13 protein-coding genes and 1 riboswitch are annotated in these 12,692 nt (G+C 38.5%); of the genes, 7 read left to right on the forward strand and 6 right to left on the reverse strand.

Annotated features, from left to right (window positions below; translation table 11 throughout):
- Positions 1 to 45: 45 nt before the first annotated feature.
- Complete coding sequence (locus DM558_RS03190) at positions 46 to 675, forward strand: glutathione S-transferase N-terminal domain-containing protein (RefSeq protein ID WP_109703023.1); 630 nt, start codon at positions 46 to 48, stop codon at positions 673 to 675.
- On the forward strand, positions 672 to 1,076 hold the full coding sequence (locus DM558_RS03195) for a ClpXP protease specificity-enhancing factor (protein ID WP_127162020.1): 405 nt from the start codon (positions 672 to 674) through the stop codon (positions 1,074 to 1,076). Before DM558_RS03190 ends, DM558_RS03195 begins: the two co-directional genes overlap by 4 nt.
- A gap of 62 nt (positions 1,077 to 1,138) precedes the next feature.
- Here DM558_RS03195 and pdxY read toward each other — a convergent pair whose 3' ends face one another.
- From pdxY to DM558_RS03225, 6 genes are all read right to left on the reverse strand, one after another.
- Positions 1,139 to 2,005, reverse strand: coding sequence for a pyridoxal kinase PdxY (pdxY, locus tag DM558_RS03200; RefSeq protein ID WP_127162021.1), 867 nt, complete (start codon positions 2,003 to 2,005; stop codon positions 1,139 to 1,141).
- A gap of 46 nt (positions 2,006 to 2,051) precedes the next feature.
- Positions 2,052 to 3,020 carry a DMT family transporter gene (locus DM558_RS03205; RefSeq protein WP_109703020.1) on the reverse strand — a complete coding sequence of 323 codons (969 nt, stop codon included), beginning with the start codon at positions 3,018 to 3,020 and terminating at the stop codon, positions 2,052 to 2,054.
- An 89-nt stretch (positions 3,021 to 3,109) separates the two neighbouring features.
- Entirely contained in the window at positions 3,110 to 3,370 is a 261-nt protein-coding gene (gene bamE / locus DM558_RS03210; protein WP_127162022.1) for an outer membrane protein assembly factor BamE domain-containing protein, read from the reverse strand.
- 11 nt (positions 3,371 to 3,381) lie between these two features.
- A complete protein-coding gene (locus tag DM558_RS03215; RefSeq protein WP_127162023.1) occupies positions 3,382 to 4,404 on the reverse strand; it encodes a class 1 fructose-bisphosphatase in 1,023 nt (340 codons plus the stop codon).
- Positions 4,405 to 4,523: 119 nt separating this feature from the next.
- A complete protein-coding gene (locus DM558_RS03220) occupies positions 4,524 to 4,898 on the reverse strand; it encodes a SirB2 family protein (protein ID WP_127162024.1) in 375 nt (124 codons plus the stop codon).
- Between the two features lie 40 nt (positions 4,899 to 4,938).
- A complete protein-coding gene (locus DM558_RS03225; protein ID WP_127162025.1) occupies positions 4,939 to 5,925 on the reverse strand; it encodes a methyltransferase in 987 nt (328 codons plus the stop codon).
- A 284-nt stretch (positions 5,926 to 6,209) separates the two neighbouring features.
- Here DM558_RS03225 and DM558_RS03230 point away from each other — a divergent pair, with 284 nt between their 5' ends.
- From DM558_RS03230 to cbiB, 5 genes are all read left to right on the forward strand, one after another.
- Positions 6,210 to 8,789 (forward strand): autotransporter outer membrane beta-barrel domain-containing protein, encoded by a 2,580-nt coding sequence (locus tag DM558_RS03230; protein WP_127162026.1) that lies wholly within the window; start codon positions 6,210 to 6,212, stop codon positions 8,787 to 8,789.
- A 205-nt stretch (positions 8,790 to 8,994) separates the two neighbouring features.
- Positions 8,995 to 9,540, forward strand: coding sequence for a cob(I)yrinic acid a,c-diamide adenosyltransferase (locus DM558_RS03235; RefSeq protein WP_127162027.1), 546 nt, complete (start codon positions 8,995 to 8,997; stop codon positions 9,538 to 9,540).
- 15 nt (positions 9,541 to 9,555) lie between these two features.
- The gene (locus DM558_RS03240) at positions 9,556 to 10,008 is read left to right on the forward strand and encodes an NAD(P)-dependent oxidoreductase (protein WP_127162028.1); all 453 of its coding nucleotides are present in this window, start codon (positions 9,556 to 9,558) and stop codon (positions 10,006 to 10,008) included.
- A 43-nt stretch (positions 10,009 to 10,051) separates the two neighbouring features.
- A riboswitch (cobalamin riboswitch) is annotated at positions 10,052 to 10,235 on the forward strand.
- 130 nt (positions 10,236 to 10,365) lie between these two features.
- Complete coding sequence (locus tag DM558_RS03245; RefSeq protein ID WP_127162029.1) at positions 10,366 to 11,721, forward strand: cobyrinate a,c-diamide synthase; 1,356 nt, start codon at positions 10,366 to 10,368, stop codon at positions 11,719 to 11,721.
- Positions 11,718 to 12,689, forward strand: coding sequence for an adenosylcobinamide-phosphate synthase CbiB (cbiB, locus tag DM558_RS03250; RefSeq protein ID WP_127162030.1), 972 nt, complete (start codon positions 11,718 to 11,720; stop codon positions 12,687 to 12,689). The genes DM558_RS03245 and cbiB overlap by 4 nt, the downstream gene beginning before the upstream one ends.
- Positions 12,690 to 12,692 lie beyond the last annotated feature (3 nt).

Below are 12,692 nucleotides of genomic sequence, written 5' to 3' on the forward strand. Positions count from 1 at the left end.
AGATAAGTAGTATTCGTCATCTGTATGGTATGTAAGGAAATGTTTATGGGAACTTCGCCCCATTTTGTTTGTTATTCGAACCCTGTTGACCATTATTCACATCGTGTAAGATTGGTGTTAGCAGAAAAGGACATTAGCATAACAATAAAGGATATAGATTCGAATCATTACCCAACAAGTTTGGCAGAACAAAACCCTTATGCTACGTTGCCTATGTTGGTTGAACGTGAGTTAACCCTCTATAATTCCATCGTGATTATGGAGTACTTAGAGGATCGCTACCCTTATCCTCCATTATTACCAGCCTACCCAAGTGAAAAAGCCAGTAAACGTTTATTGATCTATCGTATCCAAAGAGACTGGTGTAATTTGGTTGATTTACTGTTAGATCCAAAAGCCAAACAAACGGCTCAAAATTCAGCGCGTAAAGAATTAAGAGAGAGCTTAATTGGTATATCAGCTGTTTTTGCAGATAAACCTTATTTTTTAAGCAATGATTTTTCTTTGGCTGACTGTTGTTTATTACCTATTTTATGGCGATTACCTTTATTGGGTATTGAAATACCGCGTGCAGCAAAAGGTTTATTAGTTTATATGGACAGAGGGTTTAACCGTCCAAGTTTTAAAGCCAGTTTGTCTGAGGCGGAGTTAAAAATGGCGGGAGTTAATTCATGAAGTCTAATCGTCCTTATATCATTCGTGCTTTGTATGAGTGGATCTTAGATAATAACTGTACGCCTTATATTTTAGTGGATACTAACGCCCCTCATGTAAATGTCCCCTCTGGGTTTGCCGAAGATGGGCAGATTGTTTTAAATCTTTCTCCTTCTGCGGTTAAACATCTATTGATGGACAATGAAGCGATTAGCTTTGAGGCTCGTTTTGCAGGTGTTATACAACGGCCTTATGCACCTATTGCTGCGGTTAAGGCAATTTATGCCAAAGAAAATGGCTATGGAATGTTTTTTGAAGATGATCCATTGCTTAACCAAGAGAATGAGGAGCCAGACAACGATCCAACCAATCCTGACGGTTCCCCTTCTAGAGGAAAGCCAACGCTAAAGGTTGTTAAATAGAATAATTTAATTAAGCCAATACTGTGTGAGTAAGGTATTGGCTTAATACTGTAGATTTCTTTTTATAATTTATTCGCTGTAAATTTAATTCGTGGATGGGCTATTCTATCTTGAGCGGCGACGAGTTCTAATTCGTAACTTCCTTGTTTTTGAGTTTCTAGTAATACTTCATGCACGGCTGCCGCACAAAACTCAAAGGCCTCGAGTAGAGTATTGCCTAATACTAAACGAGATAAGAAGATACCTGATGTTAAATCACCTACACCTACAGGTTGTTTAGGAAAGGCTAATAGCGGACGCTGTATATGCCACGTTTCTTTTTCTGTCACTAATAGCATTTCAAAGTGTTCTGGCTTTTTACCAGGATAGTTAAGGTGCTTAACCATAATCGCTTTGGGGCCATAAGTTAATAGCTTTTTAGCCATCTCTACACAATCAGTCAAAGAGGTTGGCGTACGTCCTGCAAAGCTGTCCAACTCTAGTTGATTGGGGGAGAGATAGTCAGCCGCAGAGACAGCTTCTTTTAGTAAAAAGTCACTGACCTCTGGCGCTACAACACAACCTTTTTCAGGATGCCCCATCACAGGGTCGCATAGATAGATGGCTTTAGGGTTTAAACTCTTTATATGTTTAACCGCTTCTAGAATTTCTCTGCCTTGTTCTGCTGTTCCTAAATAGCCTGATAGAATGGCGTCACAGTTAGCTAACTCACCAATAGCATCAATCCCCTCGGTGAGCTCGATAATTTGTTTGGGAGGAAGAACTAAACCTTTCCATTGTTTATACTGCGTATGGTTCGAGAATTGTACGGTGTTAAGTGGCCACACGTTAACACCTAGACGTTGCATTGGAAATACGGCCGCCGCATTACCCGCATGACCAAAAACTACATGAGATTGAATGGTCAGAATTTGCGGAACAGATTTCATAATAGGCGACTCCTAAGCGATTCTAAATAGATTATTGTAAGAAATATTATGAGTTCTGGCTATAGTTAGTTTTTTTGCGCCGTTCCTTTATTTTTTTGAGCAATACAGGAGATAAAGCAATAAGTGCTGATCCCATGACAACCACCATCGCGCCAAGATAAGCAACGATATTTAAAGAATCTGCAATAACATAGGCAGGCCAAATAATTGCACCAATGGTAGCGGTAATGAACGTAATGAGAGGAGCAAGTGTTAATGTGGCGGTGACTTTTGAAGCTTCCCAATGAGCGAGTGCTTCTGCAAAAGCGCCATAAGCAATAATGGTATTAGCACAACTAAAAATAAGAAGCCATAGCTGTACCGTAGAGAGGTGCGTAATTGATGATGGATGGCTAACAGGAAATAGAATACAGCTACTGAGAATATAAATTGTCAGTAAAATTTGCATAGAGTTCCATTTTACTAATAATTGTTTTTGGCATAACCCATAACCTGCCCATAAAATGGCAGAAAAAAATAAAATAATGACGCCAAGGGTATAATTACCCAAAGAGGTAAATAGCTCTACAAGCCGTTGATTAAAAAACAACAAAAAACCTGCAAGAAGAATGACAACAGCCAACATTTGTAGATAGTTAAAGGATTCTTTGAAAATAATAACGCTAGCCACGATGAGTAACAGTGGTCCTGCCTGCATCATTAGTTGGGCTGTTCCTGGCGTTAGTAACTCAAGACCCATCACATAAGTAATATAATTACCTAATAAACCGATGGTAGCTAATATTAATAAGATAATGCCCTTATAGCCTAAAGTTTTTGGTCGGGGTAGCTTTCTTTTTGTATAAAGATAGATAAATAAGCACAAGGCGGCTACCGTGAAGCGATACCATGTAATGGTATAAGCATCCATGTTTTTTAGAACTTCTTTCATGGTAACGGGTAAAATTCCCCATAAAATAGCCGTTGTTAAAGCTAATAGAAAACCTCTTAGCCAGCGTCCTGATGTTGTATGCATAATAAGTTGATAAGATTTTTAGATGAAATAAAAGAGTAATCTACTGTTTAGGTTACTCTTTTTTAAAGGAAAGACAAGAGGGCAGAGATTTATTTTATATTATTAGCAAAATAGGTAACGACTTTATTATCAACAAACTGTATTTTTAGGTTGGCGTCCCCTTGGCTCCAATTACAACTCGTTGCCGACATAATATTTTGACAATCGGAAGGTTTACCAAAAATAGATTCAACTTTGCTGCGTTCCATACCCATTTGTAATTTATTATAGTTTTCTTGAGTGAGTTTATTACACCCCGTTAAGAATAAAAAACAAGTTAAGCCAATTAATAGAGTTAGTTTCTTTGACATGAATTGTAGACCTATTGCTTTTGTTGTTGATGGTAATGAGTAATGCGTTCAACTTCTTCCTTAGAACCTAAGAAAACAGCAACACGCTCATGTAATGATTGTGGTTGAATTTCTAAAATACGTTGGTAACCATTAGTGGCTGCACCACCTGCTTGTTCAATAATCATCGACATGGGGTTGGCTTCATACATTAAGCGTAATTTACCGGGTTTACTGGGTTCTCTTGCATCACGAGGGTACATAAAGATACCACCACGCGTTAAAATACGATGAACATCGGCTACCATAGAGGCAATCCAGCGCATATTATAGTTTTTACCTAGAGGGCCTTCTGTTCCTTCTAACATTTCATCAACGTATTGTTTAACAGGGGCTTCCCAATGGCGTTGATTCGACATGTTGATTGCGTATTCAGCTGTTTGTTCGGGAACTTTTACATCATCATGAGTTAATACAAAACTACCCAGTTCAGGATCTAGTGTGAAACCTTTAACGCCATTGCCCATTGTTAACATTAGCATCGTTTGAGGGCCATAGATGGCATAACCTGCAGCGACCTGCTTAACACCTGGTTGTAAAAAAGCTTCTTCTTGCAATGGTTCGTTTTGGCTTAAAAGTTCTGCTGGGCATTTTAGAACAGAGAAAATAGTACCAACTGATACATTGACATCCACATTGCTAGAACCATCTAATGGGTCGAATACTAATAAGTAAGCGCCTTTAGGATAGCAACCAGGAATTTGATAAACGGTATCCATTTCTTCAGAGGCCATACCCGCTAAAGTTCCACCCCACTCATTAGCTTCTAATAAAATTTCATTAGAAAGTACATCTAGCTTCTTTTGTACTTCGCCTTGTACGTTTTCTGTTTTTAAACTGCCTAATACGCCACCTAATGCACCTTTGGTGACAGAGCGATTAATCATTTTACAAGCACGACCAACGATCTCGAGTAAGAATCTTAAATCAGAGGGGGTATTATGGTTGCGTGTTTGTTCAATTAAAAAGCGACTTAGGGTCGTTATGCGCGACATACAAAACTCCAAATAGAAACAGCTGCATTATAAAGCAATAAAGCATGAAAAAATCGTCTTGGCATTATACGCTATCTTGGACAAAAAGGAGATAATTATCCATAGATAAAAATGCTAGATCAAAATGCAATTTTTAATTTAACCAAGTAAATAACACAAGCAAAACAACTTAATGCCAGAATAAAACCTAAATAGCGATAAGCAGAGGTTTTGCCTTTTAGGGCAAGAAAGCCAAAAAGAATATAGCCTATTACAAAACAGAGCTTTTCAGTTAGCCAACGTTCGGATGATAGGTTAGGGTATTGTTGCGTGAGAATAATTAATGTAATACCAAAAATAAGCAAGCAAGTATCATTAAGGTGTGGAAGGATACGAACCCATCGTTGTCGCATAAACTTAGCATTTAGCTGTTTACCAAAAAAACGTACAATGAATAAAGTAATGGTAATGACAGCGGTTAGCGCATGTAAGTGTAAAATAGTTTTTTGTATCATTGTTAGCAATCAACCGTGTTAACTATTGTTTAGTGAAAGATTATTTAATGGCTGAGTAAATTTTAAAGCCATTTTTTTCAGCCAAGACTTGGCAATTACCAAAAGCTTGCTCAATAATAGGTTGGTATTTTAAAAAGCTATTGGCAACAAGCCGTAGTTCACCTCCTTTAATAAGGTGATAGACCGCTTGGGTTAATAGTTGCTCCGTTGTTTCATAATTTGTTTTCACCCCTTGGTGAAAGGGCGGGTTAGTAATAATCATACTAAGTTCTGTGGGGGCCGCATTAATCCCGTCAGCTAATAATGTTGTCGCTTCTAGCTGATTTTGTTGTAACGTTTGCTCTGTACTTGCAATAGCAAAGGCATCCACATCTTGTAAATAAACACAAGTTTTAGGGTGTTGTTGTTTTATAAGGCTGCCAATAACGCCAGCACCACACCCAAAATCTAATATTTTGCCTTGGGGAATATTTGTAAGGTGTTGTAATAAAAGGTTTGTGCCTATGTCCAATTTACCATGACTAAAAACACCTGCAAAGCTTGTAATGTTGATCTCATCTACATGGTAGGTTTGTGCAAAATCACTCAGTTTAGGTGGTAGTATGGCTTCTTGTGGGGTGACTTTCCATAATTGGCAATGACGAGCACTATCAAGTTTGATCGCTTTGCCATAAGTGGTGAGTTGTTTGGCCGCGCGCTCAATCCCTGCTTTTTTTTCTCCTACCAAGTACAGTGGACAATTAGTTTTTAGTGTGGCCGCTGTGGCCTGTAAGAGATAGTCTGTTAACTCTTTCGATTTAGGTAAAAAAATAACAGCAGCTGAAAATACCTCGCAAGGGGCTGTTGTACCAAGGTGTATCTTTTCTGGATAACATTGTTGAAGTATTTGGCTATCATCAGCAAACCAAGACCAACCTTTGCCAGTAGGAATCATGGTAAGTAATTCATCAGCTGGTAAACCCACTAAAAGTGTATTGTCGGTAAATAATTCGATTTGTCGAAGTAACACTTCACTGCGTGGATCCATAAAATAGCCTAATTGAAGTAATAAGAAAAAATTTATTTTATCATTTTAGGCAAAGAAAAGAATTGTAAATATTTTCTAAATTAAATACGGAATGGTTTATAGAAAATACAAAGATATTCCCTGTCTATTTTATGAACATATGAAAAGTATTTGTGATTTTCAATAGGATTATCATAAATAGGTTATTTAGAGTTTGAAATACTTTAGTCTAATAAACTAAAATCTTTTTTTCGGAGAAATGACTTCTTCTTCCCAACTCTTTTTATGCCGTCAAGAGTATTAAAATGAATTATATAAGTATAAAGCTTTTTAAGAAAACTATTGTCTTTTCAGTATTAATGAATACTTTCAATATGGCAATAGCACAAACTCCACCTAGCTCGTTTATACCCGAAAAAACAGCGCCTAATACGGATCAGATATTAACCAATGGCTTATATCAGGACGGTGCACCAAAGTTAAATGCTGATTTAGCAAAAGGAAATTACAATATAGCCATAGCAGCTAATAGCTATGTTCAAGGCCAAAGTATTGTTCGAACGAACACTTCAATGGGTAATTACATCGCGGCGGGCAACAACAATTATATTCTAAATAATACGATTACTTCTGTACAGATTAATGTTGGTTCAGACAGCTATACGATTGGTAATACAGTGCAAGGTAATGCTGACCTTTTTGGCCAGTATGCTAAAGGTGTTATCAGTTTAGGGGCAGGTGCGCAAGCTTATGATACAACCATTAAAAATCTAGGTACTATGTCGGTTAATAAAGGATCTGAAGCATACAATACAAAAGTTGAAACGGGGGGAGTTTTAACCATTGCTAATGGCTATGCGCAATCCATTGTTGTTAATGGTGGGGTATTAAATCTAGCTTTAACTAGTCCAGACTCTAAAACTAAAGATACGCTTGTAATCAATGGCGGACAACAAAATGTTTATAATGGAACAGCCGAAAACTCACATATAGGAAGTGGTGGTTATCAGCTAGCCTCAGGGAAATCTATTAATACCTTTATTTATGAAGGGGGGTATCAAGTTGTTTATTCAGGAGATTCGAGCCGTTTAGTCACCGATCAAAATGCAACGATTTATGCAGGCGGGCAGCAACGTGTTCAAAGTGGTATTTCTGAAAATGCTACCGTGTATGGTACCCAAACGATTAGTCAAAAGAATGGCGATTGGGAAAATGGTCAGTGGGTTGAAGGAACAGGAATCTGGTCAGCATATACACCAACAGCAAATAATGCGACGATTAAACAAGGTGGAACACAAGTTCTAGATACAAATGGCCAAGCCATAGGAACCGTTGTCGAGCATGGTGCTAAACAGTATGTTTATAAAACAGGCGTTATTCAAGATACAAAGGTGGATGGTGGCTATAGTCTTTTAAAAGACGGTGCTATTTCTAAAGGTAGTCTTGCAGTTACTAATGTCGGTACATTAGCAGTTGAAGGCTCAGCTAATCAAGTGTCAACAATAGAGAATGCTACGATTGATGCTTCAAGTTTGTTAAGTCTTGAAAATAATTCCAGTTTAGCCAATGATACGTTCGTTAATATTACTAATCTTGCAAACGATGGTAATATTCGTTTTGGCAGTACCTCTTTGACGCCTAATACTGATTATATTACATTGAATGTTGATAATTTATCAGGTAGTGGCCTTTATACCATGCGTGCAGATATGGCGAGTCAACAGGGAGATTTGCTTAATGTTAATCAGTTAAGCGCGAGTAGCCAGAATAAGCTCTCGATTATTAATCAAGGTTCTGCCGCTACAAAACCAACAGATACATTAACAGTTGTCAAAACGAACAATGGTGGCCAAGCAAATCAGTTCACTTTAGATCATGCTGTGGAGCAAGGTGGATATTTATTTAAATTACGCCAAGCGGGTAATGATTGGGAGCTTTATGCTGCTCAAGGAGGCTCGAGTGGTAAGACTAGCTCTGCATTAGCGGCAGGAAATTTTTTGAACGTCAGCTATTTGATGAATTATGTAAATACTCAGAACTTAATGCAAAGAATGGGAGATTTACGTAATGAGAATAGTACAAAAGAAGTCGATTTCTGGGTAAGAGGGTTTACTGGAAAGCTTAATTCTTTTTCTGGTAACTTGGGCGGTTTCGATATGGATTATCGTGGCACGCAAGTGGGCATAGATAAGCTGATTCCATTATCATCTGGCTCATTGCGTACAGGTGTTGCGGTAGGCTATACAGATGCAGATCCTGATTATAAAGATGGGCACGGTAGCGCTAAAAGTTATAATGCAGGGCTTTATGGTACTTATGTTGATAATAGCCAATTTTATATTGATACCTTATTAAAATATGAGCATATTAAAAATAACTTTCATGTAAAAGATACACAAAATAATAACGTATCAGGTAATGCCAAAAGTGCAGGTTATGGTTTATCTATAGAGGCAGGTAAACGATTTTACTTACAGCAAACTAGCCAAGGTGTTTATTTAGAACCACAGGCGCAATTAAGTTATATGCATCAAGAGGGTGATACGGTTCATGCTTCTAATGGTTTAAAAGTTAAGCTCAGCGATTATGATTCTACGCTAGGCCGACTAAGCACAGCGATAGGTTATGAAATAAAAAATACGGCTAGCCCTGTGAATGTATATTTTAAAACGGGATATGTAAGAGAATTTATGGGAAACAATATTAGTTATTATCTCAATGATGTAAAAGAAAAGCACAATTTTAAAGGGAATTTCTGGGATAATGAACTAGGGGTTAGTACGACGATTAATAAAGCTCATACTTTTCACGCCGATTTGCATTATTCGAAGGGTAATCGGTTCGATCAACAGCAAATTAATATTGGTTATCGCTATCAGTTTTAGTGGTATCAGCTAAGAACCATCACAAGCTTAAGTGTGATGGTTCTTTTATAAAAAAACAAATATTAGTTAATCACTACCTTACTCAATAAATATAATAATGTTATTTAAAATAAAAGTTCCTGATAAGATATGACGATAAATTACGTTGATAAACATCATACGTGATAATCTAATACTTTGCATTTCACATTATTTAGAGGTGATTATGGGGTTTAAGTTAGCCAAAATTATTACGAAAACGGGCGATCAGGGATTGACTCGGTTAGGTGATGGTTCACGGGTGAGTAAAGCCTCTCCTCGAGTTATGGCAATAGGTGGCATTGATGAGCTAAATACCAGTATTGGGCTATTGCGAGCGTATGTGAATAATAGTGAAATAATCGACCAGCTCATTATTATTCAGCATCAGTTATTGGTAACTGGATCGCAACTGGCTAACTCTAATCGCTGCGCGTTACAAACCCGTCATGTTGAGTTTTTGGAAAATTGGGCAGCTACGTTAATGCAACAGCTAGATCCTGTGCAGGATTTTGTTTTACCCGGTGGTTCAAAAGCAGCAGCACATTGCCATATGGCACGTGTGACCTGTCGTCGAACAGAGCGTTATTTAATTGCGGCTGATTTAAAAGAAGATTATATTCCTACCATTATGCAATATTTAAATCGTCTATCGGATGTGTTGTTCGTATTAGCTAGAGTGTTAAATAAAGAACTGGGTGTTTCAGAGATTGTATTAAACAGAGAAATCTAACGTAAAGGTATAACGATGACAGCACTTTATCCTCTGGCACTTAAACTAACCCATAAAAAAGTATTGATTGTGGGGGCGGGTAAAGTTGCCTTACGCAAATTAACAGGGCTACTTGATACAGGTGCAGAAATTACGGTTGTTTCACCAGAAATATTGCCAGAAATACAAAAGATAACACAGATAAAAATTATTGAGCGCCCCTTTGAGAGTGAAGATGTGAAAGGGTTTCATATCATCTATGCTGCCACAAATCAACCAGCCGTTAATGATAGCGTTGCGCAAAATATTGAAGATTGGCAATGGTTTGATGATACCGCAAATCCTCAAACTTCTAGCTTTTATACGCCCGCGGTAGTGCGTGTTGATGGTCTAGTTGTGGCTATCTCGACAGAAAATAAAGACCCTGTTAGAGCAAAATCAGTTAAACAGAAATTGACGGATTTTTTACTTGGGTCAATTAAATCGTAGTTATTTTTAATTGCCATGTTATTTTAATGGACTATCTATTAGTATGTTAAATACGTATTACAAATATGTAATAAGCAACTGCTTGTTATGGAAACAGGTGTAATTCCTGTGCAGCCCCCGCTGCTGTAAGGTGGACGACCCTTTTGATACCACTGAGTGAATCACTCGGGAAGGTGGAGGGAAGAATGAAGCTAAGCCAGAAGACCATTTGTAATGCCAAATAACACCTTCGGTGGGAAGGCGGGTTGTGCTTATTCATGTCTACTTATTTCGATTCATCAATAGCAAACGCGCATTCCTACTTGTTGATAACAAGGTGTGAATTTTTTGTTTGCGGGTGGATAGGCAAAAAGAGTCATGAAAAAGATCATGTTTGGGGCAACCCATAGTGGTGCAGGTAAAACCACAATTACTTTAGGTATAATGCATGCCTTAACCTTACGTGGGTTAAAAGTGCAACCTTATAAAGTGGGGCCTGACTATATCGATACAGGGTGGCACCAGTTAGCCACTCATCAAGCTTCTTGTAATTTAGATGCCTTTATGGTGCCTGAAGAGAACTTACATTATCTTTTCCATACCCATGCACAAACAGCTGATATCAATATTATTGAAGGGGTGATGGGGCTTTATGATGGCTATGGCATCGATCCTAACTATTGTAGCAGTGCAGCGTTAGCCAAAAGCCTTGCTTGCCCGATTGTTTTAGTGGTTGATGGTAAGGCAGTTTCTACATCCATTGCGGCTACAGTGAAAGGGTTTCAGGTATTCCAGCCAAATGTACCCATTGTCGGAGTGGTGATAAATCGGGTTAATACCGATAGCCATTATCAATTATTAAAACAAGCCATCGAGACGTATTGCCAACTTCCTGTATTAGGCCATTTACCCAGTCTTGCAGAGCTAGCCTTACCTGAACGGCATCTAGGATTAGTCCCTTCTGAAGAGATGAGCGATATGCAATCCTATTGGCAGAAGTTGGCTGATACGGTAGAGCAATACATTGAGATTGATAATATTCTTTCCCTAAGTGAAAGTACTGAAGAAACTATAGTTTCACCTAGGTTACCTGATTCGAGAAACTATCAAGGGCTTAGAATGGCCATTGCTCAAGATGCGGCCTTCCATTTTTACTATCAAGATAATTTAGAGTTGCTTAAGACTTTAGGCATCACATTAGTTCCTTTCAGCCCACTTTCTGATAAAGCTTTGCCTGACTGCGATTTAATTTATTTAGGTGGTGGTTTCCCTGAAATATTTGCAGAGCAGCTAGCCGCTAATCTATCTATGCGTCAATCTATTGCAGATGCACATCAGCAGTTAATCCCTATTTATGCTGAGTGTGGAGGATTGATGTATTTGGGGGAGTCATTGCAGGTTGATGGGCAAGTTTACCCAATGGTTGGCGTGTTAACGGGGTACAGTCAAATGAGCAAAGGCTTAAAACGTTTTGGCTATTGTGAAGCAAAAGCGTTACAAAATACGCTATTGGCTAATAAGGGTGAAATACTAAGAGGGCATGAGTTTCACCATTCAGAGTTTATTACATCACTTGATTGTGCTTTTGATCTTTATAAAACACGTGATGGCGAAATCATCAAAACGTGGCAAGGAGGTTATCAGCTGGGTAATACATTAGCCAGTTATTTACATGTTCATTTCTATCAGAACCCTTTTATGCTATGCCGATGGCTAGATAGGGCGGTGCAATGAGCTGCTTTTGGGGGATTGTGCCGATTGTAATTGGATTTATGCTAGATCTATGGTTGGGTGATCCTCCCAATTGGCCTCACCCTGTACGTTGGATTGGCTCTAGTATCAACTTCTTACAACAACGTATTCGCAAAGTGTGCCAGAGTGAGATGTCTTTAAAATGGGGCGGCTTAGCCTTGTGGATTGTGATTGTTGGCGGTACGTATTGGGTGACATGGGGAGTTATCTATGTATTGGCACTAGGATCATTCTGGTTAAGCCTTATGGTGCAATGTTTATTGGCCTATAGCATTTTAGCAACAAAATGCCTGAAAGATGCTGCAGTAACAGTTTTTCAAGCATTGGATATGGGGACAGTAGAGGAGGCTAGAGAAAAACTTTCTTATATTGTTGGCAGGGATACTTCTCAACTCGATAAACCTCAGATAACCCGCGCCGTAGTGGAAACAGTGGCTGAAAATACGGTGGACGGTATCATTGCACCATTATTTTATTTGTTCATCGGTGGCGTACCTTTGGCAATGGCCTATAAAGCAGTGAATACGTTGGACTCTATGGTGGGTTATAAAACGCCTAAATACCAAGCTATTGGCTATTGCTCTGCCAAATTAGATGATGTGTTTAATTATTTTCCTGCTCGTATCAGTTGGTTGCTTTTTACGCTAGCGGCTTATTGGATGAAGCTTAATGCTAAAGCTGCTTTATTGATTGGTTGGCGTGATCGCTATCAGCATAAAAGCCCTAATTGTGCATGGTCAGAAGCAACAGTAGCGGGGGCGTTAGGTATTCGTTTGGGTGGGCCTAACTGTTATTTTGGCGAGTTAGTTGAAAAGCCTTGGTTAGGCGATGAGACACGCTCTATTGCGCAACAGGATATTCAAATAACCATTGCCTTAATGTATCGGGTAGCTTTATTGGCGCTTATTTTATTTGCAGTGATTGACTGCACTATTTACTGGCTAAGTTAAGGA

Origin of the sequence: Entomomonas moraniae, assembly GCF_003991975.1 — a bacterium.
In the GTDB taxonomy this organism is placed as follows: Bacteria; Pseudomonadota; Gammaproteobacteria; order Pseudomonadales; family Pseudomonadaceae; genus Entomomonas; species Entomomonas moraniae.

Bases quoted from the DNA above. Each gene is read 5' to 3' on its own strand.
- DM558_RS03215 (WP_127162023.1), bottom strand. From the start codon at position 4,404: ATGTCGCGCATAACGACCCTAAGTCGCTTTTTAATTGAACAAACACGC.
- DM558_RS03245 (WP_127162029.1), top strand. From the start codon at position 10,366: ATGAAAAAGATCATGTTTGGGGCAACCCATAGTGGTGCAGGTAAAACC.
- DM558_RS03235 (WP_127162027.1), top strand. From the start codon at position 8,995: ATGGGGTTTAAGTTAGCCAAAATTATTACGAAAACGGGCGATCAGGGA.
- DM558_RS03205 (WP_109703020.1), bottom strand. From the start codon at position 3,020: ATGCATACAACATCAGGACGCTGGCTAAGAGGTTTTCTATTAGCTTTA.
- DM558_RS03225 (WP_127162025.1), bottom strand. From the start codon at position 5,925: ATGGATCCACGCAGTGAAGTGTTACTTCGACAAATCGAATTATTTACC.
- pdxY (WP_127162021.1), bottom strand. From the start codon at position 2,005: ATGAAATCTGTTCCGCAAATTCTGACCATTCAATCTCATGTAGTTTTT.
- bamE (WP_127162022.1), bottom strand. From the start codon at position 3,370: ATGTCAAAGAAACTAACTCTATTAATTGGCTTAACTTGTTTTTTATTC.
- cbiB (WP_127162030.1), top strand. From the start codon at position 11,718: ATGAGCTGCTTTTGGGGGATTGTGCCGATTGTAATTGGATTTATGCTA.
- DM558_RS03230 (WP_127162026.1), top strand. From the start codon at position 6,210: ATGAATTATATAAGTATAAAGCTTTTTAAGAAAACTATTGTCTTTTCA.
- DM558_RS03240 (WP_127162028.1), top strand. From the start codon at position 9,556: ATGACAGCACTTTATCCTCTGGCACTTAAACTAACCCATAAAAAAGTA.
- DM558_RS03195 (WP_127162020.1), top strand. From the start codon at position 672: ATGAAGTCTAATCGTCCTTATATCATTCGTGCTTTGTATGAGTGGATC.
- DM558_RS03220 (WP_127162024.1), bottom strand. From the start codon at position 4,898: ATGATACAAAAAACTATTTTACACTTACATGCGCTAACCGCTGTCATT.
- DM558_RS03190 (WP_109703023.1), top strand. From the start codon at position 46: ATGGGAACTTCGCCCCATTTTGTTTGTTATTCGAACCCTGTTGACCAT.